We start from the raw sequence: 23,499 nt of genomic DNA, 5'->3' as shown, positions 1-23,499 counted from the left end.
TATGAGCTCGTCACTCAGTCCCAGATGGTTGCGTAGCCACGCAGGTTCTTGACCGACCAGGCCGTCGTCCATCCACAGCGGTACACGAACGCTGAAATCCCAAAAGAATCGGATAGTAGGCCTGCGGTCCATCGATGCTCCCTTACTCAGAACTCCTCACCGCGCCCGACACAATAGTCACGATCCTTTGGCGGGAAAGATGTCATGATCCTGACCCCGGTCTGTCCAAGAATGACGACGATATCCTGCTTAGTGACGGTACCGTTCGGAGCCTTGAAGGAGAATCGATGCTGATAGCAGTACCGCTTACTACTTTGCACTGTCCGGACGTCCGGAGCCTTTAGCGTCCATCCAATGGCCCAGTGCATCCAGTTACCCCAATTGCGGCCATCGAGCTCCATCTCCGCCCATTGGTCGAACTCGTACTTGTGCTTATCTCGAATGTGCCGGATCCCAAATTTGCTTTCATCCGGAGTCGAGGTCCGTTTACCGCAGTACATCTTCGCGTACTTCCCTTGCATACGCGAGTGAGCGTTGGATCGCTTGTATTTTCGGACAATCTTGTACTTATTCGCTGTGCTCGAGTCAGATCCGCAAACCGCATCCCAGAATCCACCTCCCACAGACTGTGGCGTAGCAAAGCCTGTGAAGTCATCCTCCAACTGGGGCTCGAAGGTGACCTCGTTGCCAAGCTCGTCCGTCGTCGTTATCACGTAGTCTTCTTGCGAGTCCGAGGGCGGAACAACGAGAGGGACAGCTGCCGACGGCTCGATCTCGTCATCTGAGTCGGTCGGCTCGTAGAGGTCTGGAGCCAAGAACCAGCCTTGGGCAGTGAGGATGACGTGGACGTTGCCGGTGGTGTTGTTTCTCAGCATCACGGTGCCATCGATAGAGAGTTCGACGATGCTGGTGGAGTACTCCGGCTCTCCGGTAAAGGTGCCGTACCAAGAAACGTTCGACGTGCCGTTGGAGTTCTCGAGGTCGGCGTTGTAGACCGACAGTGATCCCTGAGCGGTCCAATCCAACGCGGTCACGGTCAAGGCGACCGAGCCGGCGGTACCGTCTTCGGGGACTCCCCCGAGGCCCGCGATCTGGACCTCCCGTTCCTCGCCGGGCTCGATGATCCCATCCCCGCCATAGGACGGCCGCGAGTCGTAGATGTGAGTCTGCACGACCGGAGTGAACCCGCCCCCGGACTCACCAGCACCGGTGAAGTAGCCCTGCACATCGATGATCACGTCCCCAACCCCGTCACGGAGCTTGATCCCAATCTTGCCTGCGTTCGTCTCGCCAGTGCCGAGCTTGATGGTCATGCCGGTGTCGTTGGATTCCCCCGCCTCGTAGCTCACCGTGGTCACCCCGCCCGACATCGTCGACCCCGCCGCCTGGATCCACGCCGCACCATCAACACTGGTGTTGACCACCCGCACGTTCGCGAACACCGCCGTCGCATCAGCCGGAATATCAGCCAGCCCGGCAATCTGAGCCGTGTACGTGACCCCCGAATTCAGCTTCGCCTGCGGCAGACCGGTGCCAGTGTGCGTCCCCACCAGCCGCGTCGGAGTGATCGGTACGAAGCCACCCGCCTGTCCCTCAGCGTTCTCCGTCGTGAAGTAGCCCTGCACATCCAAATTGAACCCGACCGGCTGATCGCGCGTCGCGACCGTGACCGTCCCAGCCGCCGAAGGCTGCACGATCGCCGTGTTCGTCCCAACACCCGCGTCATCACCAACCGCCAACACCGAACCAGTCGACTCGTTAGCAGTTCGACGCAGGTACACGTTCGTGATCCCCGTCGTCGACACCGCGGAGATGTCCAACACCACCGCAGAAACCCCTGTTGTCGGGATCCCGGCGACGCCGGTTACCTGGACAGTCTTCGGAGCCGCGGGCGTTGCTTTCTTTGCCGCAATTCCGCCCCACTCATACAACCGCGTAGGCGTCACCGGGACGAACGTGCCGCCGGCCAATGCACCTGTCGTCTCCTCGGCTTGAGCCGACGTCGACACCGCGGCGGCAAGCCCAGCGAAAACTCCGATCGTGGTCAACCAGACCACAAGACGACGAACCAGCACGAGCAGCTCCCTCGAATCAATCCCCGACTCGACGTCGGGGTCACCGCAGTTTGCCACCCGTGACACCGCTGTGAGTGCGAGATCGAAAAAGAGCGGTCCAGATTTGCATCGATCGCCGGTCACCGGACCGAGCGACATAGAACCAAGAACGCAAAGCCCTGGCTTCGGTCTATTGTCGTCGGGTCCGGGACTTAGAGCGTGCCGCGCTTGGCGCGGCGGATGTCGGGAGCCGGCAGCACCTCGGGATGGTCTCGTTGACGTCCAACGGGACGAGTTTGCCCAGGGACGACCCACGCGAACTGCGCTCGCACCGGGCACACTTCGGTCGTCGACGGCGCTCGTTCGACACACCGACGTACACGGAGTAGCGACCCTGCGCTTCATGCTGGCTGCCGTTGACCGTCGTCGACTGTTTGACGCACGCGGTTTTCCCGCCGTTTCCAGACGAAACTGGTCACTTTCAAGCGTTCCATTTCGTGCGGCACGCATGCTACGAAGGACGTACACGGGTCGCCCCTTTTGGGGCGGCCCGGAGTGCGTTCCAAGGGCGAATGGTTGGCGGTGATGGACTGTGCGTGGTGGCGTGAAGATGTATCGGGGCGCGGCAGCCGCAGCGCGCCGATACGTCGAGGCGGACCACTCGCGCGCGGACGACTATTACCTCGCGGAGGGAACTGGGCTGGCCGAGCGCTACGTGGCCACGCCGGGCGGCATCATTCGGGCTGGTGACCTCAATGGTGACGCCTACGAAGCGTGGGTGGCCGGCCAAAACCCGGACACGGGCGAACCGCGCGGCAGGTTGCGCAACGACGCCAACGCCGTGCGGTTCGTCGAGGTGGCTGTAAATGGTCCGAAGACATGGTCGTTGGCGGCGGCACTGTCGCCCGAGGTCGCAGAGGCGTATGACGCAGCGTTGGGTCGGGCGGCGGGCGAGATCATCGGCTGGCTGGCCGAGCACGCCACGACCCGCGTCGGCCCGCGGGGACGTCAGGTGCAGGTGCCGGTCGAGCGGATCGAAGCGGCGATGGTCCGGCACTACACCTCTCGAGCGGGCGACCCGCACCGTCACCTCCACTTGCAGATCAACGCGCGAGTGTTCGCCGAGGAAAAGTGGCGTGGCCTGCACACGGTCGGGGTGCGCGACTCGATCGACGCGATCAACGGAATCGGCCACGCGACGGTCATGTGCGATCCCGGTTTCCGGACTGCACTTGCTCAGCACGGCTTCACCTTGGACGACGCTGGTGAGGTGGTCGAACTGCGTCCGTTCGCTGGGGCCTTCTCCGCACGGGCACGGCAGATCGGGCAGAACATCGCCCGCTACGAGTCCGACTGGCGTGCCGCCCACCCCGGCGAAGAGCCGGGACGGCGATTGATCAGGTCATGGGACGCACGTGCGTGGGCCCAGGCCCGGCCGGACAAGTCGACCGCAACCGACGGGGCGGTGCTGGTCGATGAGTGGGCCAGCGAATTGTGCCGGCTTGGCTATCGGCCTCGGACCGAGGCGCCACTCGCCCTGAGGCGTCCGGGCGAGCTCGACCGGGATGGCGTCATCGAGACGGTGCTGTCGCGGCTGGGTGCGAAGCGGTCCGGCTGGAACGCCGCCGATGTGCGCGGCGAAGTCGAGCAGCTCCTCGCCCGCGAGCACATCGTCACCCCGGGCCCGGTGCGGCGCGAGTTGGCCGAGGACCTGACCGCCCGAGTGGTCGCGGCGTGCGTCCCACTGATCGACGACACCGGCACCCCAGACCACGTCCGCTCGCTCACCTCGCCTGAAGTGCTTCGCGTCGAGGCCGCCATCACCTCAAGCCTCGCCGCTCGCGCGACGACGGTCGGTCTACCGACGGACTTCAGCGGTGGTGAGTGGCTCGACCCGGCACAGGCCCGCATCGTCCGGGGTCTGGCCGGCAGCCACCGGGTGGTGGTGGTCGAGGGTGCGGCCGGGTCGGGCAAGACCAAGACGCTGGCCGCGACGAAGCAGCTCGCCGAGTCGAGCGGGCACCGAATGGTGGTGGTGACGCCGACATTGAAGGCTGCCCGGGTCGCCTCGAGGGAGACCGGCGCGGCTGCGTTCTCGGCCGCCTGGCTGGCCCATCAGCACGGCCACCGATGGGACGAGGACGGCCAGTGGACCCGTACCGCGGCCACCCCGCGAGCGGACGCGGTCCTATTGCGAGGTGACCTGTTGCTGGTCGACGAGGCCGGCATGCTCGACCAGGACACCGCACGCGCGCTGCTCGCGGTGGCCGACGAGGCAGGCGCAAGGATCGCGTTCGTGGGTGACCGACACCAGTTGCCCGCCGTGGGGCGCGGCGGTGTTCTCGACCTGGCTATCGAGCACGCCCATCCGACCGCACGGCTGACGTTGGACACCATTCACCGGTTCTCCGATCCGGCCTATGCCGAGTTGTCCTTGGCAATGCGGACAGGCGCCGACCCGGAAGCGGTCTTCGACCGACTCCTTGCGCGGGGACAGATCCGCCTGCACAGCGACGAGGAGGCCCGGACCAAGGCGTTGGTTGACGCGGCCGCAGGCGGGGCGTTGGTGATGGCCGACGACCGCCAGAGCGTGAGCGCCTTGAACTGGCAGATCACCCGGGCCCTGGTGTCGAACCACCGGATCGGCGGCGACAACCGTTGTCTCGCCGTCGGCGTCCAAGGCGAGATGGTTTTCGTCGGCAGCCGGATCGCGACCCGCCGCAACGACCGCGACCTCAAGGTGGCCAATCGCGAAGCGTGGACCGTTACCGCACTTGGTGGTGACGGGAGTCTGCGGGTCGTCGGCGACGCTGGCGCTCGCACTCTGCCCGCGTCCTACGTGAGCGAGTTCGTCGAGCTCGCCCACGCGGCGACCGTCCACGGCGCGCAAGGGATGACCGTTCCGTCAGCACACTTCTCGGTCGGGGACTCCACGAACGCGATGGCCGCCTATGTGGCGATGACCCGCGGCCGGCACGCCAACGTCTCCCACCTCATCGCCGACGACCCCGCGCAGGCTCGGCAGCGGTGGGTCGAGATGTTCGGACGCGAGCAGGCCGACCTCGGTCCCGCCCACGCGGCGAAGCAGGCGGCGGCCGAGGCCGCGAAGTACGACCACCCGCGCCCCCACGACCGCCAGACACGCGATCGTGAAGTCCAGCGAACACTCGAGCAGCGGCGGTACGCAGGGACGGGAGGGCCGCCCGGTCCCGACCTTGGGCTCTGACTAGCGCCGAGGCTCAAGGCCCCAGGCGGTCAGGGGCCTCGGTAGATGGTCGACCGGTGCTCGATGCGGCCGATCAGCAGGCAGTGGTCGTCGTCCAGAATCCTCAAGGTCACGCGGTAGTCACCGCGTCGGGCGACCGACCAGCCTTCGAGCTCGTAGCGCAGCGGCTTCGTCATCCGGTACGGGTCCTGGGGCAGGGTTCCGGTGCAGAACTCCACCACGGCGACGGCGATCTTGTGCGGAAGTCGATCCAGAGTCCGCACCGCGGCAGCCGAGAACTCGACCCGCCACGGCTCATCGGTCATCGAGCGAACCGGGCGCGCACGTCCTCACCGGCGACGGTCTCGCCGGCCTCGTAGTCGCGCTGAGCCTGCTTCAGATCCTCGACGAGCCCGGGCGTCGACAGCGCATGGATCGTCTCGTGCAGAGACTCCAAGTCGTCTGCTGACATCAGCACCGCCGCCTCGCGCCCATGCTTGGTGATCCGGATGATCTCGTGGGTGCTGTCGGCCTCGTCAACCAAGGCGGAAAGTCGGTCCTTGGCCTCACTGAGCGGTACGGTTCGCATGACTCGATAGTAGCCCAACTTCTGGCCATTCCGTAGATCGCGGTATCGCCAGATCAGAACGGCGACACGAACGCCGAAACAAGGGCCTGGCGAAGATATTCCCGAACAGGGGGTGTTCGGGGGTGTTCGCGTGGCGAGCTCGACAGATTTCTTCAACTTTTTTGCGGACGGCCTCTGACCTGCGCGAACGCCGTGCGGACGCCCCTCTCCCGGACCGGGTGTTCGGGGGTGTTCGCAGGGGTTGTCCGCGATTTCGGGTGTACGGCTGACTCATGGATGACGGAATGCGGGTGGGAGAGATTGGCCGCAGCAGAGCACCGATGGCTCTCTCCAGCCCGTGTTGGCCATACGAGAGCACGGTCCGAACCGAAGGAGAAGAACCATGACCATCAACGAGATCGACCTGCACGACGGGGACGAACTGTGGAGCATCGACGAGGTCGCCGCCGTCGTGCGGGTACCCGTCGCGACGCTACGCTACTGGCGCCACCTCGGCCAAGGCCCCACTGGGTTCCGCGTGGGCCGGTGCGTCCGCTACTGGAAGAGCGAAGTCATGTCCTGGCTTCATCAACAGGCTCAGGCCGGCGCCCGAGATATCCACAACCACCCGCGCTTGCCTTGAATCCCTCGCCGACGTCACCTCACCGTCAGGGCAGGAGGATCACATGGCCACCATCGAGAAGCGGATCCGCAACGGCGAGACCAGCTACCGCGCCCGCTACCGCACTCCCGCCGGTGTGCAGCGCAGCAAGGTCTTCACCCGCAAGATCGACGCCGAGCGTTTCCTGACGACCGTCGAGGCCGCCAAGCTCACCGGCGCGTTCATTGACCCGGCGCTGTCGAAGGCGACCGTCCGCGAGTGGGCGCACCAGTGGCTCGACGGTCAAGCACACGTCAAGCCCACCACCTACGCCCGCTACGAGGGCATCGTACGCAAGCACCTCGACCCGGTCTGGGGACACGTCCCACTCGGCAAGGTCACCCACGCCGACGTCCAGGCGTGGATCACCGCGGTGTCCAAGTCACACTCCCCGTCGTCGGTCCGCAAGATGCATCGCGTCCTGTCGCTCGTGCTCGACATGGCCGTCAAAGACGGGCGCTTGGTCCGCAATGTCGCCAAGGGCGTCAACCTGCCTCGTCCGATCAAGCACGAGCACCGCTATCTCACCCACGCCCAGGTCGACGCGCTGGCCGATGCGATCGCTCACCCCACCGACGTGTCCAAGCATGTCCCGCTGGCCGACCGCCAGAGGGACACCTACCGGCTCATCGTGCTGTTCCTCGCCTACACCGGGCTGCGGTGGGGAGAGATGGCTGCACTGCGCGTCGGACGCCTCCAGTTCGCACGGCGCCGTGCCGTGATCATCGAGTCCGTCACTCCTGTCGCCGGCCAAGGGCTCGTCTGGGGCACCCCGAAAACCCACCAACGCCGAGAAGTGCCCATCCCGAGGTTCCTGCTCGCCGACCTCGAAGCACACGTCCACGGCAAGACCTCAGACCAACTCGTTTTCACCGGCGTCCGAGGAGGCGAAGTCCTCCGCGTCTCGACCTTCAGCGCTGCGCTCGCGACCGCCGCACAAGCGATTGGCGTGCCCGGTCTTCACCCCCACGAGCTCCGCCACACCGCGGCGTCCCTGGCCATCGCCGCCGGCGCCGACGTCAAGGTCGTCCAGCAGATGCTCGGTCACGCCTCCGCCACCATGACCATGGACACCTACGGCCACCTCTTCGAGGACCGCCTCGACGAGATCAGCGACGCCATGGACGCCGCACGGGAGGCGAACAGGTATCGCCTCGCCAGCGCCGCTCAGCTCGGTGTCTCTGAACCAAACTCCCCTGGCAGCGAAGATCGCCGCTGAGCACCCGCGACACGGGAACATCTGCCGTCAAGTGCTTAGACGGCTTCATCCTGCACGGCAGACTTTCAGCCCATGAGCGGTTTTCGAAACAACCGATTGAGTTTGACGACCGCAAGTCCCATCGTGACCGTGGTCGTTGCTATTTCCCAGTTGGCTCTTCTCGCGGCGCTGGCTTGGCTGTGGAGCACAGGTGTCACGGACGCCACTGCGACGAACGTCGACTGGGGTTTCGTTTTGTTGGCAACCGGAACGCCTGTCGCCCTCGTGCTGTCTAGCTGGGTCGGCCGAAGGCGCCAAGAGCGAACCTGCCCGAGGGAGCCGGAGGCGACGCGCGTGATCGCACTTGTCACGCAGCGGGTGACGCTCGGACTCACAGGTCTGACTCTCATCGTCGCCCCGTTCGTCATCTTCGGTGCCCTGGTCTTTGGCCCGATGGGTTGAACAACTCCCAAGGTGACTCTTCGAGTACCGCGAACCGATCTCAGACCGCGTACCCGAAGCCGTCACCGACGCGCGCTGGGTTGCCATGGCCAAGGTTCAACGTTTCCCTTGAGCCAAGAACGTAAGAGTGTATGCGACAGCAATGCCTCTATGAACATGTTCGAGAACGAGACGAACGCGGCAACTGAGTAGACGTGACCGCTCCGGCCGAGAAGTCGCATGCACGACCCAAGGGGCACGTAGATGGCCCAGCTGACAGCGGCGAGGCAGAATCCAAGAGCCTGCAAGAGATCGCGGATCATGGCACTCACTACGACCCCGTAGATGAACGCTCCGCAGGTCATTCGGATCCGGCCCCCCAGCCTTCGGAGAAAACCCACAGCACGCCCCTCAGTTGTCTGTCGGGCCCAGAGAACGCGGGCCAGCATGGGAAACGTATCGAACGATGTGGCCCCAGTGTGGCCCCAGCACTTCGGCGCGGGAATGAGAAACGGCCCGTGCTTCCAGGTAAACCCTGGAATCACGGGCCGTTCTTGCTGGTAGCCCCGACGGGATTCGAACCCGCGCTACCGCCTTGAGAGGGCGACGTGCTAGGCCGCTACACAACGGGGCCAGCGATGAGAAACGCTACCAGATCGACTCCAGTGCGTCCTCGCTGGGGTACTAGGACTCGAACCTAGAATGGCGGTACCAGAAACCGCTGTGTTGCCAATTACACCATACCCCATGGGGGTATCGGATCCCTGCCTCGCGGCAGCGCTCCGAACCAAGAGATGACTTTACCGGACACCTCCCCGACTGCCCAAACCGGGGAGGCCGAGTCCTCAGAGCACCGCGTCCAGACGGGCCAGAGAAGCCTCGCGTCCCAGCAGTTCCATGGACTCGAACAGCGGCGGGGAGATGCGCCGTCCGGTCACGGCGACGCGCACCGGGCCGAACGCGAGACGCGGCTTGAGGCCGCGCTCCTCGACCAGGGCCTGGCGCAGGGCCGCCTCGATGGACTCGGTGGTCCACTCCCCCAGCCCGGCGAGCGCCTCGCGGGCGGCCTTGGCGACCTCGAGCCCGTCCTCGTTGAGCTGCTTGGCGGCGTCGTCGGGGTCGACGGCGAACTCCGCGCCCGCGAACAGGAACGCGAGCATCTCGGCGGCCTCGGTCAGCAGGTTGCTGCGCTCCTGCACGAGCGGCGCGGCCTGCGCGACGAGCTCGGCGTCGACACCCTCGGGCAGGTACGGCAGCAGCCGCTGCACGAACTCCTCGGGCGACAGCAGGCGCACGTGGTCGCCGTTGATCGCCTCGCACTTCTTCAGGTCGAAGCGCGCGGGGTTCGGGTTGACCCGCTCCACCTCGAACGCGGCCACCATCTCCTCGAGGGAGAAGATGTCGCGGTCCTCGGCGATCGACCAGCCCAGCAGCGCGAGGTAGTTCAGCAGTCCCTCGGGCAGGAAGCCCTGGTCGCGGTAGCCGAGCAGGTTCGACTCAGGATCGCGCTTGGACAGCTTCTTGTTGCCCGAGCCCATGACGTACGGCAGGTGGCCGAAGCGCGGGGTGAAGCCCGAGCCCACGCCGATCTCGGCGAACGCCTCGTACAGGGCCATCTGGCGGGGCGTGGACGACAGGATGTCCTCGCCGCGCAGCACGTGGGTGATCCCCATGAGCGCGTCGTCGACGGGGTTGGTCAGCGTGTACAGCGGCTGGCCGTTCGCGCGGACGATGACGAAGTCCTGCACGTTCTCGGCGCCGAAGGTGATCTCCCCGCGGACGAGGTCGTCGAAGGTCCAGTCGCGCTCGGGCATCTTGAAGCGGATGACCGCCTGGCGGCCCTCGGCCTCGTAGGCGGCCTGCTGCTCGGGCGTGAGGTCGCGGTGCAGGCCGTCGTAGCCGCTCGGGCGGCCGGCGGCGCGCGCGGCGTTGCGGCGCTCCTCCAGCTCCTCGGCGGTGTCGTAGGCCTTGTAGGCGAAGCCCGCGTCCATCAGGCGCTGCGCGACGTCGGCGTAGACGTCCATGCGCTGACTCTGGCGGTAGGGGCCGTTCGGGCCGCCGACCTCGACACCCTCGTCCCAGTCCAGGCCGAGCCACCGCATGACGTCGAGCAGCAGGTCGTAGGACTCCTGCGAGTCACGGCTGGCGTCGGTGTCCTCGATGCGGAACACGAAGCGACCGCCGTGGTGGCGGGCGAACGCCCAGCTGAACAGCGCGGTGCGCGCCATCCCCACGTGCGGGTTGCCGGTCGGGGACGGGCAGAACCGGGCGACCACGTCGCTGCCGGTCGCGGTCGTCCAACGTGTCTCAGTCATCTGCCACCACCGGGTTCGTCAGGGTGCCCAGGCCGTCGATCGTCACGGCCACGTGGTCGCCGGCCTGCATGGGGCCGACGCCGTCGGGCGTGCCGGTCAGGACGACGTCGCCGGGCAGGAGGGTCATGAAGCTGGTCACGTACTGCAGGATCGTCGTCACGTCGAAGACCATGTCCGACGTGCGGCCGTCCTGCTTGGTCTCGCCGTTGAGCGTCGTGCGCACACGGACGTCGGAGGGGTCGAAGTCGGTCTCGATCCACGGCCCGAGCGGGCAGAACGTGTCGAAGCCCTTCGCGCGGGCCCACTGGCCGTCCTTGGCCTGCAGGTCGCGCGCCGTGACGTCGTTCGCGACCGTGTAGCCGTAGATCACCTTCGGGGCGTCCTCCGCCGTCAGGTTGCGGCAGATCCGCCCGATGACGATCGCGAGCTCGCCCTCGAAGTGCACGTTCTGCGACTGCTTCGGGTAGAAGATCGGCTCGCCGGGGCCGATCACCGAGGTGTTTGGCTTGAGGAAGATCAGCGGCTCCTCGGGCACGTCACCGCCCATCTCGGCGGCGTGCGCGACGTAGTTCTTGCCGACGCACACCACCTTGCTGCGCGGGATGACCGGCGCCAGCAGGCGAACGTCCTCGAGCGCCAGCTTCTCGCCGGTCAGCTCCAGCGGAGCGTAGAGGGGGTCTCCCTTGAGGGGAGCGATGATGGGGGTGTCGCCATCGGCACCGACGACCCCGTAACGGGGGTCGTCGTCGCCGGCGAATCGGGCCACGCGCATGGGCTCCAGACTACGGTGCCTCGCTCGGTCCGGCGGAGTCGACCGCCTCGGCCGCGAGGAACCGCACGACGCTCGACCCGGCCACCAGCCCGGCGGCCGCGGCGAGCAGCACCGAGGCCATCGGCATGGGCAGCTGCTCGACGTGCGCCAGGTCCCCCGCCGCGAACACGCGCGGACGGCTGGTCTGGCCGAGCACGTCGATCCGCACGCAGCCCGACGGCAGCATCTCGAGGCCGAGCTGCTCCGCGAACGGCGCCGACTGGGCGAAGCTCGGGTGCAGGAACAGGCCGGCCACGGCGACCGGGTCCGCGGCGGCACGGTGGACGAGGACGCCGTCGCCGGTCCGCTCGACCTTGGTGACCTCTCCGTCACCGAAGTGCACCACCTCCGAGCCGATCGGGCTGAGCATCTGGGTCATCATCGGGACGTGAGGGCCGTCCCCGACGAGGCCGATGACCCGCCCGGCGAGCTCGTGACCATGGCAGAAGGGGCAGGCCGCGACCTCCTTGCCCCACGTCTCCTCCAGGCCGGGGATGTCGGCCAGGTCGTCCCTCAGGCCGGTCGCGAGGACGACCGTGCGTGCCTCGATCGGGCCGCCGTCGGTCTCGGCGACGAAGCCGTCGCCCTCCTCGCGCACGCTCTGGACGGTCGTCTCGCGCAGCTCGACCGTGTCGTACTCGGCGAGGTCCTCGCGGGCGAGGCGACGGAGCTCCTCAGGCGCGCGCCCGTCGTGGGTCAGGAAGTTGTGGGCGTGCTCGACCGTGCCGTTGCGGTAGCGGCCCGAGTCGACCAGGGCGACCGTGCGGTGCATGCGGCCGAGGGTCAGTGCGGCCTGCAGGCCCGCCGGGCCGCCGCCGATCACGAGTGCGTCGTACATGGTGTGCCTCTCTCGAAATGGAATAACGAGACGAGCGTGCGACTTCAGGTCAACATGAAGTCAAGTCAGTCGATCGGGGATGTCGCCGCGCGGTTCGGGATGGAGACCCACGTGCTGCGGCACTGGGAGGACGTGGGCCTGCTGCGGCCGGCCCGCGACAGCGCCGACCGCCGTCGCTACGGCGACGACGACCTCGTACGCATCGCCGTCATCCTGCGCAGCAAGGCGGCCGGGATGTCGCTCGAGCAGATCGCGGTGCTGCTCGACGAGGAGGCCCCGTCACGGCACGAGGTGCTCGAGTCGCACATCGCCGACCTCGACCGGCGGATGCGGGAGATGGAGCGGTCGCGCGAGATGACCGAGCACGCCCTGCGCTGCCGCTCGCACGACATCACGCAGTGCCCGCGTTTCCAAGGCTTCATCTCCGACGTGCTGGCCGGCACGACCCCGTGGTCGCTCGACGGCCCCGCCACCGCCTGAGCCGGCTCAGCGCTCCACGAAGGGATGGGCGCGCAGCTCGGCCTCGGGATTGGCGAGATGACGCACCGCGCTCGCGCCGGCTGCCAGACCTGCCGCGGCCGCTCCGAGGAGGGACGGCATCGGGACGGGCAGCTCCTCGACATGGGCGAGGTCGCCCGCGGCGAACACCCCGGGCCGGCTTGTGCGCCCGAGCGCGTCGATCCGCACGCAGCCCGACGGGAGCAGGTCGAGCCCGAGCTGCTCGGCGAACGGGGCGGCCTGGGCGGTGTGGGGGTGCAGGAACAGCCCCGCCACACGGACGGGCTCGCCCTCGACCCGGTGGGCGAGCAGTCCGTCCTGGTCGCGCTCCACCTTCGCCAGCTCCTCGCGGCGGAAGGTGACGACCTCGGAGGCGACCGGCGCGAGCATCCCCTCGATCTCGCCGACCTGCGGCCCGTTCCCGAGCACGCCGACCGGCCGGCCCTCGAACTCGTGCCCGTGGCAGAAGGGGCAGTTCATGACCTCGTCGCCCCAGGCGTCGTGGAGGCCCGGCACGTCGGGCAGCTCGTCGCTCATCCCGGTGGCGAGGACGACGGTCCGCGCCTCGATCGTGCCCTCGTCGAGGTCGGCGACGAAGCCCTCCTCGGCCTCTCGGACGCGCCGCACCGTGGCGTCACGCGTCTCGACGGTGGCGTACCGGGCGAGCTCGTCCCGCGCGATCCGCCGGAGCTCGTCCGGGTCGCGGCCGTCGTGGGTGAGGAAGTTGTGCGCGTGCGCGGCACTGCCGTTGCGGTACCGGCCCGAGTCGACGAGCACCACGCTGCGGTGCATCCGCCCGAGCGTGAGCGCCGCCTGCAGGCCCGCAGGCCCACCGCCGATCACCAGCGCGTCGTACATCCGTCTCCTTCCCCGTGTCGCACCCAGAGGTACCCAGGGACCGGAGCAACGACACGCCTCGTGATGGCCCGAGATGAGGCGGCGAGGGAGGGTCAGGCGGAGCCGTAGCGGCGCTGGCGCGTGGCGTACTCCTCGACCGCGGCCCACAGGGCCCGGCGGTCGACGTCGGGCCAGGCGATGTCGCTGAACACGAGCTCGGCGTAGGCGGCCTGCCACGGCAGGAAGTTGCTCGTGCGCTGCTCGCCGGAGGTGCGCCAGAACAGGTCGACGTCGGGCATCCACGGCTCGTCGAGGTAGCGCGCGAAGGTGGCCTCGGTGATCTTCTCGGGGTTGAGGCGCCCCGCCTTCACGTCGCGGGCGAGCGCGGCGGCGGCGTCGGCGATCTCGGCGCGACCGCCGTAGTTGACGCACATCGTGAGGGTGCAGACGGTGTTGTGCTTCGTCAGCTCCTCGGCCTCCTCGAGCTCGCGGATGACGCTGCGCCACAGCCGGGGGCGACGCCCGGCCCAGCGCACACGGACGCCCAGTTCGTGCATCTCGTCGCGGCGTCGGCGGATCACGTCGCGGTTGAAGCCCATGAGGAACTTGACCTCCTCGGGCGACCGCTTCCAGTTCTCGGTGCTGAACGCGTAGGCGCTGACGGCCTTCACGCCGACCTCGATGGCGCCCTCGACCACGTCGAACAGCGCGGCCTCGCCGGCCTTGTGGCCCTCGGTGCGCGGCAGCCCGCGCTCCTGCGCCCAGCGGCCGTTACCGTCCATCACGATCGCGACGTGCTGCGGCACCTGGCCGGGGGCGAGGCGCGGGGCGGTGGCACCCGAGGGGTGCGGGGTGGGATTCCGGTGCATCAGCGGTCCACGTGAGCCAGGGAGCGCAGACCGCGCTCGAGGTGCCAGGACAGGTAGTTGGCGACCATGCCGCCGGCCTCGCGGCGCGAGCGGTCGTCGGCCAGCCCGACCGCCGTCCAGTCGCCCACCAGCAGGGCGGCCAGCAGCGCGACCGTGGTGGCCGAGGGGACCGACGAGCCGGGCACGCGGCACGCGTCGCACAGCATCCCGCCGGAGCCCGCGTGGAAGTGCCGGTGCGGACCCTCGAGGCCGCAGCGCGCGCAGCCGTCGAACGAGGGCGCGTAGCCCGCGATCGCGAGCGACCGCAGCTGGAACGAGTCGAGCAGGACGTCGGGCGGCTGGCGGTGCTCGGTCAACGCGCGAAGCGCCCCGACGAGCAGGTGGTACTGCGGCACGGAGGGCTCGGCGGTGTCGGCGACGAGGCGTTCGGCGGTCTCCAGCATCGCCGTGCCCGCAGTGTAGGCGGCGTAGTCGGCACCCAGGTGCGAGGCGAACGGGTCGATCGTGACGACCTGGGCGATGACGTCGAGCGAGCGGCCCTCGGCGAACTGCACGTCGACGTGCATGAAGGGCTCGAGGCGGCCACCGAAGCGGCTGGAGGTCTTGCGCACCCCGCGACCCACGGCCCTCACGACTCCGCGACCGCGGGTGAGCATCGTGACGATGCGGTCGGCCTCGCCCAGCTTCTGGGTGCGCAGGACGACACCGGAGTCGCGATAGGTGCCCACCGCTCCATTCTGCCCCAGTCGCGGTCGGTAGCCGGTGTGGCACGCTCGGATCCATGGACCTGAGCGATCGCCCGCGCGCCCACCTCGGCGTGTGGCCCACTCCCCTGCACGACGTCGACGGACTGTGGATGAAGCGGGAGGACCTCAGCGGCTTCGGATTCGGTGGCAACAAGGTGCGCAAGCTCGAGTTCCTGCTGGGCGCGGCGATCGCGCGCGGACAGAGCCGCGTCGTCACGTTCGGTGCCTTGCAGTCGAACCACGTGCGCGCCACCGCCGCGGCGTGCGCCCGGCTCGGCCTGCGGCTCGAGGCCGTCGCCGTGCAGGCGGTGCCGCGCGCCGACGACGACTACACCGCGTCGGGCAACGCCTTCCTCACCGAGCTGTACGGAGCCACGCGCCACGTCGTGCCAGACGACGAGGCCGCGAGCGCCCTGGCACTCGAATTGATGGCCGAGCACGGTGACGACCTCGCCGTGGTGCTGCCGGGCGGATCGGACCGCATCGGCACGCTCGGCCACGTGGACTCCGCCCTCGAGCTCTACGGCCAGCTGGAGTTCGACCCGCACGAGGTCGTGGTCGCCGCGTCCACGTGCGGCACGATGGCGGGCCTGGTGATCGGCCTGGCCGCGGGCCGAGCTGGACACCGTGGTGCGCGGCGTGTGCGTCTACCACTCGCGCGAGCAGACCGAGGCCGCGCTGCGCGACCTGCTGACGCAGACGTGCGACGAGCTCGGCGTGCCCGTGCCCGACGACGACCGCTGGGTGCTCGACGACTCGCAGTTCGGCGACGGCTACGGCATTCCGTCGGAGGCCGGACTGCGGCAGATCCGCCGCCTCGCCACGACCACCGGGATCGCCCTGGACCCCGTCTACACGGCCAAGGCCTACGCGGCGATCCCGAGCGATCCGGAGCTGCGCCGCCGCACCGTGTTCATGCACACCGGCGGCGGGCCGTCCCTGTTCGCCTACCGCAACGACCTGGTCTGAGGACTCAGCCGAAGTCGACGCCCTGCGCCAGCGGCAGCTCGGTGGAGTAGTTGATCGTGTTCGTCGTGCGGCGCATGTAGTTCCGCCACGCGTCCGAGCCGGACTCGCGGCCGCCGCCGGTGTCCTTCTCGCCGCCGAACGCGCCGCCGATCTCGGCGCCCGAGGTGCCGATGTTGACGTTGGCGATGCCGCAGTCCGATCCCGTCGCCGAGACGAACAGCTCGGCCTCGCGGACGTCCATCGTGAAGATCGCGCTCGAGAGGCCCTGGTCGACGGCGTTGTGCAGCGCGATGGCCTCGTCGAGGTCGCGGTAGGTCAGCACGTAGAGCAGCGGGGCGAACGTCTCGGTGCGGACGATCTCGGTCTGCTCGGGCATGTCGACGATCGCGGGGTGCACGTAGTGGCCGCCCTCGACGCCCTCGGCCCGCGTGCCACCGGTGAGCACGGTGCCGCCGTCGGAGCGGACCTGGTCGAGCGCCTTCTCGAAGCCGGCCGCGGCAGAGCCGTCGACCAGCGGGCCGACGAGCGTGCCGGAGTCCAGCGGCGAGCCGATCGGCAGGGTCTCGTAGGCCGCGACGAGTCGCTGGACCAGCTCGTCCTTGACCGACTCGTGCACGATGACGCGACGCAGCGAGGTGCAGCGCTGGCCGGCGGTGCCGACGGCGGAGAACACGATGCCGCGCACCGCGAGGTCGAGGTCGGCGGTGGGTGCGATGATCGCGGCATTGTTGCCGCCGAGCTCGAGCAGGGTGCGACCGAGGCGGGCGGCCACGCGGGGCGCGACCTGCTTGCCCATCCGGGTGGAGCCGGTGGCCGAGACGAGCGGCACGCGCGGGTCGTCGACGAGGGCCTCGCCGACCTCGCGGGCACCCACGACGATCTGGAGCAGGCCCTCCGGGGCGCCGGCGCGACGCGCGGCCTCGTCCGCTATCGCGCGGCAGGCCAGGGCCGTCAGCACGGTCTTCTCCGACGGCTTCCACACGACGCTGTCGCCGCACACGAAGGCGAGCGCCGCGTTCCACGACCACACCGCGACCGGGAAGTTGAAGGCGCTGATGACGCCGACGACGCCCAGCGGGTGCCACTGCTCCATCATCCGGTGGCCCGGTCGCTCGCTGGCGATCGTCAGGCCGTGCAGCTGGCGCGACAGGCCCACGGCCAGGTCGCAGATGTCGATCATCTCCTGGACCTCGCCCTGACCCTCGGACAGGATCTTCCCGGCCTCGATGGTGACGAGCGCGCCGAGGTCGTCCTTGTGCTCGCGCAGCAGGTTGCCCAGCTCGCGCACGAAGGCGCCGCGGGCGGGAGCCGGCACGGTGCGCCACTGCTCGAACGCGGCGTGGGCCAGGCCGACCTTCTCGCCCACCGAGGCGGCGGTGTCGGCCTGGAGGCGGCCCAGCTCGGAGCCGTCGATCGGCGTGCGGCAGACGATGTCGCCCTCGGCGTCGAACCCGACGGGCGCCCCGATCCGCTCGAAGATGCTCGTGACGTGTGCTGCGATGGTCATGCGTCGATCTTTCCGTGGGTGTCGAAGAGGCTGCCGGAGCGGGTGGCGAGCAGGTCGTCCAGGGAGATGTCCTCCTGGCGGACGAAGCCCTGGGACGGGAGCTTCCCGGCGGCGACGAGCTCGACGACGGCGACCGCACTGGCGGCAGTCGTCCAGCTGATGGCGCGCCACGTCTGTCCGTCGATGTCGAGCGGCCGGTAGGCGCGCACGTGGTTGCGGCGGAACGGCTGACCGGTGTGAATGCCCTCGACCGCGGCATGCAGGTAGACGACGTCGTCGTTCACCGGCGGCTTCGCGTCGACGAGGATCCGGCCGACCAGCTCGCGCTCGTCGCGCAGGTTCAGCTCCTCGAAGAGGAAGTGCATTTGGCGGAAGTGCCCGGGGTAGCGCATCGTCTTGTAGTCGAGGCGCTGCACGCGTCCCTCGTAGCTCTGGCACATCGTGCCGAGACCGCCGGAGGTCAGCGCGGCCTCGAGCTCGATGCCGCCGATCACCACGCGCTCCTTCTCGGTCATCGCGGGCACGAAGCGGCGCTCGCCCGAGCGCAGCACCTCGCAGTCGTTGAGGTACTCGTTGACGACGCCCTCGGCCGACCAGTTGAACGCGTAGCCGAGCAGGCCCGTGGGGTTCTGCGGCAGCGCGCCGACCTTCAGCTCGATGCTGCGGATCGAGTCGAACGAGGCAGCCAGGCTGGCGCCGACGATGCCGATCAGGCCCGGCGCCAGGCCGCACTGCGGCACGAAGGCGCTGTCGGGGCGGTCCTTGGACAGCTCGATGACGCGGTTGGTGGTGGGCACGTCCTCGGTGAGGTCGAAGTAGTGCACCCCGGTGTCGTGCGCGGCCTCGGCCACGGCGATGTTGAGGTGGTACGGCAGGCACGACACGACGGCGTCCACCTCGCGCAGGGCCTCGCGCAGCGCACTCGCGTCCGCGACGTCCATCACGCGGGTCTGCAGGTTCGGCACCTCGCGCTCGCGCGAGTCGAATCCCACCACCTTGAACTCGGCGCGACCCAGCAGGTGCGCGACGAGCTCTCCGACCTTGCCGAGTCCGAACACGGCGACGCTCTCGATCCTCACCACCCCATCGTCTGCCTGATGCGGCAGACTGTCCAGCGTAAGTTCTCCTAACGACTCCCGAGGAGCCGACCATGCGCGACCTGCCCGATCCGAACCGGCTGCGCCTGCTCGTGGACGTGGCCCACCACGGGTCGATCGCCGGTGCCGCGCGCGCCAACGGCATCACCGCCTCCGCGGTCTCGCAGCAGATCACCACGCTGGAGCGCGAGTGCGGCGTCCCGCTGCTGGAGCGGCTCCCCCGCGGTGTCGCGCTGACCGCCGCGGGCGAGGTCCTGGCCGAGCGCGGGCGCGGCCTCGTCCGGCTGCTCGAGGCGACCCGTGGCGACATCGACGGGTTCGACGACCACCTCGTCGGGCGGGTCCGGATCGGGACCATCGCCTCGGCGGCCCAGGCCCTCGTGCTGCCGGCGCTCACGCACCTGCGGCGCCTGCACCCCGACATCGACGCCATCGTCACGGTGGCCGAGCCGCACTCGAGCCTCGCCGCCCTGCACGAGGGGCGCATCGACCTCGCCCTGGTCGACGTCTACGAGCACGCGCCGATGCCCATCCCGCCCCGGGTCTCGGCGACCACCGTGCACCGCGAGCCGCTCGTGCTGATCGGGCGTGAGCCGTTCCCGGAGGGCACCACCCTCTCGGACCTCGCTGACGCACCGTGGGTGATGCCGCCACCGGAGGCTGCGTGCGGTCAGTCGGTGCGCTACGCCTGCCGCCAGGCCGGTTTCGAGCCGCAGGTGCGCTGGGAGACCGACGACCTGCAGCTCCTCTCGCGCGCCGTCGCGGCCGGGCAGGGGGTCACGCTGCTGCCCCAGCTGGCGATCGACGTCGACCGGCCGGGCCTGCACACCGCGATCCCGGCCGGGGTACGGCTGGGGCGCGAGATCCGCGCCGCCGTGCGCTCGGGCGAGCGCAACCGACCGCTGCTCAGGGCCGTCACCGAGGCCCTGCAGTCGGCCTGACCCGCTACCTCAACCGACTTTCGTGACGCCTCCCGCCACTTTTGTGACGCCGTTCGGCCCGGGGCGACGGCCCGAGCCGAAAGGTGTCACAAAAGTCGGGTGACGGGTCAGGCCTTCTCCAGCGCGCGGACGATGCCGGTGTACCCCTGAGCCCTCGCGTGGTCCAGCGCGGTGCGCCCGTTCCTGTCCTCGATGCCGACGTCGACCCCCGCCTCGACCAGCGTCGTGACGATGTCGAGGTAGGGCCGCGAGCCGTCGCCGAGGATGACGGCCTCGAGGAGCGCGGTCCAGCCGAGGTCGTTCACGTGATCCAGGTCGACGTCCGTCTTCACGACACGGCGGATGTAGTCGGCATGGCCGCGCTCGCCCGCGGGGATCGGCGACAGGCCCCCGTACCGGTTCTTGATCGTCAGGTCGGGCCGGGCCGGTAGCAGCGCCTCGAGCATCGCGACGCTGCCGGTCACGCCCGTCACCAGCCAGGGCGTGTCGTGCTGGTGGTCAAGGGCGTCGGGGTCGGCGCCCAGCGCCACCAGCAGCCGGGCGACGGCCACGTGGTCGTGGGTGGCCGCCAGCAGCAGCGGCGTCTGCCTCAGCTCGTTGCGCGCCTCGAGGTCGGCGCCGGCGCGCAGTGCGAGCGCAGCCGCGTTTGCGTCACCCTCCCGAGCCGCCGCGAGGAGGCGACGGTCGGCGACGTCGCGGCCGACCTCCTGGGCCCGCGCCGCCGCCCGCAGGAGCCGCGCCTGCGACTCGAGGCCGCCCCGCTCGGCGAGCTGGACCGGCGTCAGGCCGTCCCTCCGCGACGCGATCCGCACGTCGGCGCCGCTCGCGACGAGGACCCGCACGGTGTCCGCGTACGCTCCGGCGCGCTCGGGCCTGGCGAAGACGAGCGCCTCGTGGAGTCCCACCCAGCCGAGATTGTTGACGTGATCGGGGTCGACGCCCTCGCGGATCAGGCGCCCGACGATGCCCGCGTGCCCCCGCTCGCTCGCGCGGATCAGTCCGGTGCCGTCGAACGAGTCGAGGCTCTTCACATCGGCACCATGACGCAGCGTCAGGTCCAGCAGCGCGCGGTGGCCCTCGCTCGTCGCGATGAGGTACGCGCTCTGGACGGTGTCGTCCTTGGCGTTGACGTCCGCTCCGGCGGCGACGAGGCGTCGGGCGGTCGCCACGTCGTTGTCCCACGCCGCGGCGATGAGCCGGGCGTCGAGCTCGGCCTGGTCGAGGTCCATGAAGGGGTTCTCCTTCGTCGGGGTGGGCGTGGAGCTGGGCGGGGTGGTGCTCGGCGCCGCGGTGCTCGGCGACGTGCTGGCGGCGGACCGGTCGGGCTGGGACCGGTCGGTCGACTCGCAGCCGACGAGCAGGAGCGCCACGGACGCGGCGACCACCACCAGCGGCACCCGTCGCGCCCTCATGACGGTGAGCCTTCCGCGCGCAGGGCGTTCTCGATCGTGGTCCGCACGTGGTCCTCGGTGATCTGCTGCGCGCGGGCGCGGTCACCGCCGGCGATCGCCTCGTACAGCTCGACGTGCTCGGCGTGGATGGGCGCCGGATCGGAGTGCTGCGCCAGCAGCCAGCGTCGCCGCTGCGACACGATCGCGAGCACCTCGTGGGCCATCGTTCCCTCCCCGAGCGATGCCAGGACGTCGTGGAAGCGGCTGTTCGCCGCCACGGCGGCCTCGACGTCGCCGCGCTCGATCGCGACCCGCGCCTCGTCGAGGACAGTCCTCAGCGGCGCCAGGCCCTCGACGGTGACGCCGTCGACGACGTGCCCGACCAGGACTCGCTCCAGCGCGGCTCCCACCCCGGCCAGCTCGGCGATCTCGCGGGCGTCGTAGGTGCGCACGGCGATGCCGCGGGTGTCGCGGTCGACCGCGAAGCCCTCGAGGACCAGCGCCTGGAGCGCCTCCCGGACGGGGATCCGCGACACCCCGAGGTCCGCCGCGATCGTGCGCTCGACGAGGCGACTGCCCGGGGCGTAGGCCCCGTCGACGATGAGGTCGCGAATCCGGTCGCGGACGTCGTCACGCAAAGGGCGGTACGGAGCGGGGGCCGTTGGCATACCAAAACGGTATACCAACGGCCCCCGTCGTCCGGCGGTCGAGCCTCAGTGCGAGGGGATGGTGGTGGCCTCGGCGCGGTTGGCGGCGCAGACCACGGCCCGCAGCGACGCGGTGACGATGTTCTCGTGGATGCCGACGCCCCACACGACCTCACCGGCGATCTCGCACTCGACGTAGGCCGCGGCCTTCGCGTCGCCGCCGGAGCTGAGCGCGTGCTCGCTGTAGTCGAGGACGCGGATGTCGGCGCCGGCCTGACGCATGCCGTCGACGAACGCCGCGACCGGACCGTTGCCCTCACCCTTGAACGAGCGCTCCTCGCCGCGGACGACGAGGTCGACGACCTGCTCGTCGCGGCCGTCCTCGGTGGTGACCGAGCTGAACTTGTTCAGCGCGTACGGCTCGTCGCGCTCCAGGTACTCGCGCGTGAACGCGCCCCAGATCTGGTCGGGTTGAATCTCGCCGGCCTCGCCCTCGCTCATCGACTGGATGGCCCGGCTGAACTCGATCTGCAGGCGGCGCGGCAGGTCGAGCTGGTGCTCGGTCTTCATGATGTACGCGACGCCGCCCTTGCCGGACTGGCTGTTGACGCGAATGACGGCCTCGTACGTGCGGCCGACGTCGTGCGGGTCGATCGGCAGGTAGGGCGCCTCCCACGGCAGCTCGGACACCGGCACGCCCCGCTCGGCCGCGATGCGGTCGAGGTCCTCCAGGCCCTTCTTGATGGCGTCCTGGTGGGAGCCGCTGAAGGCCGTGTAGACCAGGTCGCCCGCGTAGGGGTGGCGCGGGTGGACCGGCAGGTTGGTGCAGTACTCGACGGTGCGGCGCACCTCGTCGATGTCGGAGAAGTCGATCTGCGGATCGATGCCCTGGCTGAACAGGTTCATGCCCAGCGTCACCAGGTCGACGTTGCCCGTGCGCTCGCCGTGACCGAACAGGCAGCCCTCGACGCGGTCGGCGCCGGCCATCATCGCCAGCTCGGTGGCGGCGACGGCGGTGCCGCGGTCGTTGTGCGGGTGCAGCGAGATCGCCACGGCGTCGCGGCGGCTGATGTGGCGGCTGAACCACTCGATCTGGTCCGCGTACGTGTTCGGCGTGGCCATCTCGACCGTCGCGGGCAGGTTCAGGATGATCTCGCGGTCGCCCTCGGGCTGCCACACGTCCATGACCGCCTCGGAGACCTCGAGGCTGAACTCCAGCTCGGCGCCGGTGAAGATCTCGGGGCTGTACTGGTAGCCGAACGCGGTGTCGCCCAGCAGCTGCTCGGCGTACTTCATCACCATCTCGGTGCCGCGGGTGGCGATCGCGCGGCACTCGTCGCGGTCGACGTTGAAGACCACGCGGCGGAACAGCGGCGCCACGGCGTTGTACAGGTGGACGTTCGCGCGCGGCGCGCCGACCAGCGACTCGACGGTGCGCTCGATCAGGTCCTCGCGGGCCTGGGTCAGCACCGAGATCGTGACGTCCTCGGGCACCGCATCGCCCTCGATCAGGGAGCGGACGAAGTCGAAGTCGGTCTGGCTGGCCGACGGGAAGCCGACCTCGATCTCCTTGTAGCCCATGCGCACGAGCAGGTCGAACATGCGGCGCTTGCGGGCGGGGGTCATCGGGTCGATCAGCGCCTGGTTGCCGTCGCGCAGGTCGGTGGAGAGCCACCGCGGAGCCTGCGTGACCTGCTGGCTCGGCCACCTGCGGTCGGGCAGGTCGATCGGGGCGAAGGGCTGGTAGCGGCCGAACGGCATCGGCGACGACTGCTGGGGCGAGACGGGGTTGCTGTTCATGTGGAGGTCTTCCTCGGATGGCTCGGAGAGCGGTTCAGCGGCCGGTCATGACTGACTCCGCGCCGAGGGGTCCGACCTTCAGAGGACCTCGACGCGGCGGCGAAGG

At 69.2% G+C, this 23,499-nt stretch carries 21 protein-coding genes, 2 tRNA genes and 1 pseudogene; 8 read left to right on the top strand and 16 right to left on the bottom strand.

Annotated elements, in window-relative coordinates; genetic code table 11:
• Positions 1-146 precede the first annotated feature (146 nt).
• Entirely contained in the window at positions 147-2,141 is a 1,995-nt protein-coding gene (locus H1W00_RS08610; RefSeq protein WP_181755328.1) for a hypothetical protein, read from the bottom strand.
• Positions 2,142-2,664: 523 nt separating this feature from the next.
• Between H1W00_RS08610 and mobF the strand changes: the two genes are divergently transcribed.
• Positions 2,665-5,280, top strand: a complete 2,616-nt coding sequence (mobF, locus tag H1W00_RS08605) for a MobF family relaxase (RefSeq protein WP_194956463.1) — start codon at positions 2,665-2,667, stop codon at positions 5,278-5,280.
• A 29-nt stretch (positions 5,281-5,309) separates the two neighbouring features.
• Here mobF and H1W00_RS08600 read toward each other — a convergent pair whose 3' ends face one another.
• Positions 5,310-5,585, bottom strand: a complete 276-nt coding sequence (locus H1W00_RS08600; protein WP_181755326.1) for a type II toxin-antitoxin system RelE family toxin — start codon at positions 5,583-5,585, stop codon at positions 5,310-5,312.
• Positions 5,582-5,848 carry a type II toxin-antitoxin system Phd/YefM family antitoxin gene (locus H1W00_RS08595; RefSeq protein ID WP_181755325.1) on the bottom strand — a complete coding sequence of 89 codons (267 nt, stop codon included), beginning with the start codon at positions 5,846-5,848 and terminating at the stop codon, positions 5,582-5,584. The genes H1W00_RS08600 and H1W00_RS08595 overlap by 4 nt, the downstream gene beginning before the upstream one ends.
• A 382-nt stretch (positions 5,849-6,230) precedes the next feature.
• Between H1W00_RS08595 and H1W00_RS08590 the strand changes: the two genes are divergently transcribed.
• The 3 genes from H1W00_RS08590 to H1W00_RS08580 all read left to right on the top strand — a co-directional run bounded on the left by H1W00_RS08590 (position 6,231) and on the right by H1W00_RS08580 (position 8,148).
• Positions 6,231-6,470, top strand: coding sequence for a helix-turn-helix transcriptional regulator (locus H1W00_RS08590; protein WP_181755324.1), 240 nt, complete (start codon positions 6,231-6,233; stop codon positions 6,468-6,470).
• Positions 6,471-6,513: 43 nt separating this feature from the next.
• Complete coding sequence (locus H1W00_RS08585; protein ID WP_181755323.1) at positions 6,514-7,707, top strand: tyrosine-type recombinase/integrase; 1,194 nt, start codon at positions 6,514-6,516, stop codon at positions 7,705-7,707.
• A 123-nt stretch (positions 7,708-7,830) separates the two neighbouring features.
• Positions 7,831-8,148, top strand: coding sequence for a hypothetical protein (locus tag H1W00_RS08580; protein ID WP_181755322.1), 318 nt, complete (start codon positions 7,831-7,833; stop codon positions 8,146-8,148).
• Positions 8,149-8,685: 537 nt separating this feature from the next.
• Here H1W00_RS08580 and H1W00_RS08575 read toward each other — a convergent pair.
• From H1W00_RS08575 to H1W00_RS08555, 5 genes are all read right to left on the bottom strand, one after another.
• Positions 8,686-8,761, bottom strand: a tRNA-Glu gene (locus H1W00_RS08575).
• A gap of 42 nt (positions 8,762-8,803) precedes the next feature.
• Positions 8,804-8,875, bottom strand: a tRNA-Gln gene (locus H1W00_RS08570).
• A 97-nt stretch (positions 8,876-8,972) separates the two neighbouring features.
• Positions 8,973-10,442 (bottom strand): glutamate--tRNA ligase, encoded by a 1,470-nt coding sequence (gene gltX / locus H1W00_RS08565; RefSeq protein WP_181755321.1) that lies wholly within the window; start codon positions 10,440-10,442, stop codon positions 8,973-8,975.
• A complete protein-coding gene (locus H1W00_RS08560; RefSeq protein ID WP_181755320.1) occupies positions 10,435-11,214 on the bottom strand; it encodes a fumarylacetoacetate hydrolase family protein in 780 nt (259 codons plus the stop codon). The genes gltX and H1W00_RS08560 overlap by 8 nt, the downstream gene beginning before the upstream one ends.
• 10 nt (positions 11,215-11,224) lie before the next feature.
• The gene (locus tag H1W00_RS08555) at positions 11,225-12,091 is read right to left on the bottom strand and encodes an NAD(P)/FAD-dependent oxidoreductase (RefSeq protein WP_181755319.1); all 867 of its coding nucleotides are present in this window, start codon (positions 12,089-12,091) and stop codon (positions 11,225-11,227) included.
• A gap of 54 nt (positions 12,092-12,145) precedes the next feature.
• Between H1W00_RS08555 and H1W00_RS08550 the strand changes: the two genes are divergently transcribed.
• Entirely contained in the window at positions 12,146-12,571 is a 426-nt protein-coding gene (locus H1W00_RS08550) for a MerR family transcriptional regulator (RefSeq protein WP_181755318.1), read from the top strand.
• A gap of 6 nt (positions 12,572-12,577) precedes the next feature.
• Here H1W00_RS08550 and H1W00_RS08545 read toward each other — a convergent pair whose 3' ends face one another.
• From H1W00_RS08545 to recO, 3 genes are all read right to left on the bottom strand, one after another.
• A complete protein-coding gene (locus H1W00_RS08545; protein WP_181755317.1) occupies positions 12,578-13,447 on the bottom strand; it encodes an NAD(P)/FAD-dependent oxidoreductase in 870 nt (289 codons plus the stop codon).
• A 92-nt stretch (positions 13,448-13,539) separates the two neighbouring features.
• Positions 13,540-14,295, bottom strand: coding sequence for an isoprenyl transferase (locus H1W00_RS08540; RefSeq protein ID WP_181755316.1), 756 nt, complete (start codon positions 14,293-14,295; stop codon positions 13,540-13,542).
• Positions 14,295-15,023, bottom strand: coding sequence for a DNA repair protein RecO (gene recO, locus H1W00_RS08535; protein WP_181755315.1), 729 nt, complete (start codon positions 15,021-15,023; stop codon positions 14,295-14,297). The genes H1W00_RS08540 and recO overlap by 1 nt, the downstream gene beginning before the upstream one ends.
• Before the next feature lie 53 nt (positions 15,024-15,076).
• On the opposite strand from recO, the pseudogene H1W00_RS17170 reads away from it, so the two are divergent.
• Positions 15,077-15,601, top strand: a pseudogene (locus H1W00_RS17170) (pyridoxal-phosphate dependent enzyme); the annotation flags it as partial.
• Between the two features lie 67 nt (positions 15,602-15,668).
• Positions 15,669-16,010, top strand: a complete 342-nt coding sequence (locus H1W00_RS16830; protein ID WP_181755314.1) for a pyridoxal-phosphate dependent enzyme — start codon at positions 15,669-15,671, stop codon at positions 16,008-16,010.
• A gap of 4 nt (positions 16,011-16,014) precedes the next feature.
• Here H1W00_RS16830 and amaB read toward each other — a convergent pair whose 3' ends face one another.
• Together amaB and H1W00_RS08515 are read right to left on the bottom strand one after the other, a co-directional pair.
• Positions 16,015-17,517 carry an L-piperidine-6-carboxylate dehydrogenase gene (amaB, locus tag H1W00_RS08520; RefSeq protein ID WP_181755313.1) on the bottom strand — a complete coding sequence of 501 codons (1,503 nt, stop codon included), beginning with the start codon at positions 17,515-17,517 and terminating at the stop codon, positions 16,015-16,017.
• Entirely contained in the window at positions 17,514-18,596 is a 1,083-nt protein-coding gene (locus tag H1W00_RS08515; protein ID WP_181755312.1) for a saccharopine dehydrogenase C-terminal domain-containing protein, read from the bottom strand. The genes amaB and H1W00_RS08515 overlap by 4 nt, the downstream gene beginning before the upstream one ends.
• A gap of 71 nt (positions 18,597-18,667) precedes the next feature.
• Here H1W00_RS08515 and H1W00_RS08510 point away from each other — a divergent pair, with 71 nt between their 5' ends.
• Entirely contained in the window at positions 18,668-19,555 is an 888-nt protein-coding gene (locus H1W00_RS08510; protein ID WP_181755311.1) for a LysR family transcriptional regulator, read from the top strand.
• A gap of 107 nt (positions 19,556-19,662) precedes the next feature.
• Here H1W00_RS08510 and H1W00_RS08505 read toward each other — a convergent pair whose 3' ends face one another.
• From H1W00_RS08505 to leuA, 3 genes are read right to left on the bottom strand one after another with little or no spacing between them, the layout of a single operon-like run.
• Entirely contained in the window at positions 19,663-20,967 is a 1,305-nt protein-coding gene (locus tag H1W00_RS08505) for an ankyrin repeat domain-containing protein (RefSeq protein ID WP_181755310.1), read from the bottom strand.
• The gene (locus H1W00_RS08500) at positions 20,964-21,614 is read right to left on the bottom strand and encodes a GntR family transcriptional regulator (protein ID WP_181755309.1); all 651 of its coding nucleotides are present in this window, start codon (positions 21,612-21,614) and stop codon (positions 20,964-20,966) included. Before H1W00_RS08500 ends, H1W00_RS08505 begins: the two co-directional genes overlap by 4 nt.
• 45 nt (positions 21,615-21,659) lie before the next feature.
• A complete protein-coding gene (gene leuA / locus H1W00_RS08495) occupies positions 21,660-23,393 on the bottom strand; it encodes a 2-isopropylmalate synthase (protein ID WP_241732832.1) in 1,734 nt (577 codons plus the stop codon).
• Between the last annotated feature and the right edge of the window lie 106 nt (positions 23,394-23,499).

Origin of the sequence: Aeromicrobium phoceense, assembly GCF_013868155.1 — a bacterium.
Lineage (GTDB): Bacteria > Actinomycetota > Actinomycetes > Propionibacteriales > Nocardioidaceae > Aeromicrobium > Aeromicrobium phoceense.
The sequence above is the reverse complement of the archived record's forward strand: the minus strand, read 5'-3'. Positions and strand labels throughout refer to the sequence as shown.

Excerpts from the sequence above, each read along its gene's own strand:
- mobF (WP_194956463.1), top strand. The coding sequence starts at position 2,665 with ATGTATCGGGGCGCGGCAGCCGCAGCGCGCCGATACGTCGAGGCGGAC.
- H1W00_RS08600 (WP_181755326.1), bottom strand. The coding sequence starts at position 5,585 with ATGACCGATGAGCCGTGGCGGGTCGAGTTCTCGGCTGCCGCGGTGCGG.
- H1W00_RS08595 (WP_181755325.1), bottom strand. The coding sequence starts at position 5,848 with ATGCGAACCGTACCGCTCAGTGAGGCCAAGGACCGACTTTCCGCCTTG.
- H1W00_RS08590 (WP_181755324.1), top strand. The coding sequence starts at position 6,231 with ATGACCATCAACGAGATCGACCTGCACGACGGGGACGAACTGTGGAGC.
- H1W00_RS08585 (WP_181755323.1), top strand. The coding sequence starts at position 6,514 with ATGGCCACCATCGAGAAGCGGATCCGCAACGGCGAGACCAGCTACCGC.
- gltX (WP_181755321.1), bottom strand. The coding sequence starts at position 10,442 with ATGACTGAGACACGTTGGACGACCGCGACCGGCAGCGACGTGGTCGCC.
- H1W00_RS08560 (WP_181755320.1), bottom strand. The coding sequence starts at position 11,214 with ATGCGCGTGGCCCGATTCGCCGGCGACGACGACCCCCGTTACGGGGTC.
- H1W00_RS08555 (WP_181755319.1), bottom strand. The coding sequence starts at position 12,091 with ATGTACGACGCACTCGTGATCGGCGGCGGCCCGGCGGGCCTGCAGGCC.
- H1W00_RS08550 (WP_181755318.1), top strand. The coding sequence starts at position 12,146 with ATGAAGTCAAGTCAGTCGATCGGGGATGTCGCCGCGCGGTTCGGGATG.
- H1W00_RS08545 (WP_181755317.1), bottom strand. The coding sequence starts at position 13,447 with ATGTACGACGCGCTGGTGATCGGCGGTGGGCCTGCGGGCCTGCAGGCG.
- H1W00_RS08540 (WP_181755316.1), bottom strand. The coding sequence starts at position 14,295 with ATGCACCGGAATCCCACCCCGCACCCCTCGGGTGCCACCGCCCCGCGC.
- amaB (WP_181755313.1), bottom strand. The coding sequence starts at position 17,517 with ATGACCATCGCAGCACACGTCACGAGCATCTTCGAGCGGATCGGGGCG.
- H1W00_RS08510 (WP_181755311.1), top strand. The coding sequence starts at position 18,668 with ATGCGCGACCTGCCCGATCCGAACCGGCTGCGCCTGCTCGTGGACGTG.
- H1W00_RS08505 (WP_181755310.1), bottom strand. The coding sequence starts at position 20,967 with ATGAGGGCGCGACGGGTGCCGCTGGTGGTGGTCGCCGCGTCCGTGGCG.
- H1W00_RS08500 (WP_181755309.1), bottom strand. The coding sequence starts at position 21,614 with ATGCCAACGGCCCCCGCTCCGTACCGCCCTTTGCGTGACGACGTCCGC.
- leuA (WP_241732832.1), bottom strand. The coding sequence starts at position 23,393 with ATGAACAGCAACCCCGTCTCGCCCCAGCAGTCGTCGCCGATGCCGTTC.